Raw genomic sequence first — 1,360 nt, 5'->3', positions numbered from 1 at the left:
GCGCCTTGCCGTATATGGACACCTCCCGTTATGCAAGCCATCTCTGCATTTTGTGTAACGGGGTAAGTTGCGTTCGTATATCCGGCCTCTCTTACGATACCGTCGTATCCGGGCCATGATGTTATCTGCGCATCTGTTTCCATTCGGGCTAGCGGCTTTGCTTATCAGGGAGCCTTCGGCCAGGCCGGAGTGACTGATGCTGGTCTTACCTGTTACTCATCTCGCTTCTCTGGCTGCAACCTTACGGCAGGTTATTGCTCTTTTATCCCATGGTAATCCTCTTCACGACTCAGCAGCGCCCATGCTATACGGGCATTCTTGTTCGCCAGCGCCACCGTCGCGATGTTCCGGTTTCGTCTCTCCGACACCCCCCTGCAACCACTGGCTGCGCCTGTCAGTTTTATTCTGACACGCATTCAGCACTGCCCGCGCTCCATGGATTATCAGCGTCCGCACGTAGCGGTCCCCCCGCTTGCTGATATGGCCCAGTCGCGCCTTTCCTCCGCTTGAGTGCTGCCGCGGAACCAGCCCCAGATAAGCCGCCATTTCCCGGCCGCTCCTGAACTGTCTGCCATCACCCACTGCAGCCACCAGGGCACTGGCCACCACCGGACCCATCCCCTCTATCGCCAGCAGCCTTTTTATCCGGATATCATCCCGTGCTGACTGCTGAAGCCGCCTGTCGTGGCGGGCGACACGCTCATCCAGTCCCTGCAGCTCTTCTGACAGTTCGCACAGCAGACGAATAAAACACTCATCCCACTGCACCTGCTGCGACACTATCTCCGGTAGCGCCTTACGCAGTTGCGCTATTCCCGCTGGCAACACCACACCGAACTCCCCCAGCAGACCCCGTATCTCATTGCTCAGGGCTGTCCGGGCACGGATGAGTCTGGCCCGGACGCGGTGCTCCGCCTGCAGCGTCTGCTGCCTTTCCGTTCTGATCGCCACGAAGCGCATCCCGGGGCGGCTGACAGCCTCGCAGATAGCTTCGGCATCGTTGGCATCATTCTTCTGGCCTTTAAGATAAGGCTTAACCAGCCGGGGCGGGATAATGCGTACGGTATGCCCCATACGGGTCAGCTCCCGGGCCCAGTAGTGGGCAGAGCCACAGGCTTCAATACCGATAAGGCACGGTGAGAGTTGGGTGAAAAAGGCCGCCATGCGGTCACGGCGCAGGGTTTTACGAAGGACAACATGCTCACGGTGATCCACGGCATGTATCTGGAAGACATTTTTTGCCAGGTCGAGACCAATACGTTTAATATTCATGATGGACACCTCCTCCAGTTAACTGTAGGTACACCTCAGTCTGGCACTTTGATGCCGTAAGGGGGAGGTGTCCATCACATCGGGCTAC

Annotated in this window: 1 pseudogene; it reads right to left on the bottom strand. The window is 57.8% G+C overall.

The features are described 5' to 3' along the window. Positions 1-251 precede the first annotated feature (251 nt). Positions 252-1,272: pseudogene (locus tag K2184_RS28950) on the bottom strand (IS110 family transposase). Positions 1,273-1,360: the final 88 nt, after the last annotated feature.

Origin of the sequence: Klebsiella sp. K5-306 (assembly GCF_051835185.1) — a bacterium.
Lineage (GTDB): Bacteria > Pseudomonadota > Gammaproteobacteria > Enterobacterales > Enterobacteriaceae > Klebsiella > Klebsiella oxytoca.
The sequence above is the reverse complement of the archived record's forward strand: the minus strand, read 5'-3'. Positions and strand labels throughout refer to the sequence as shown.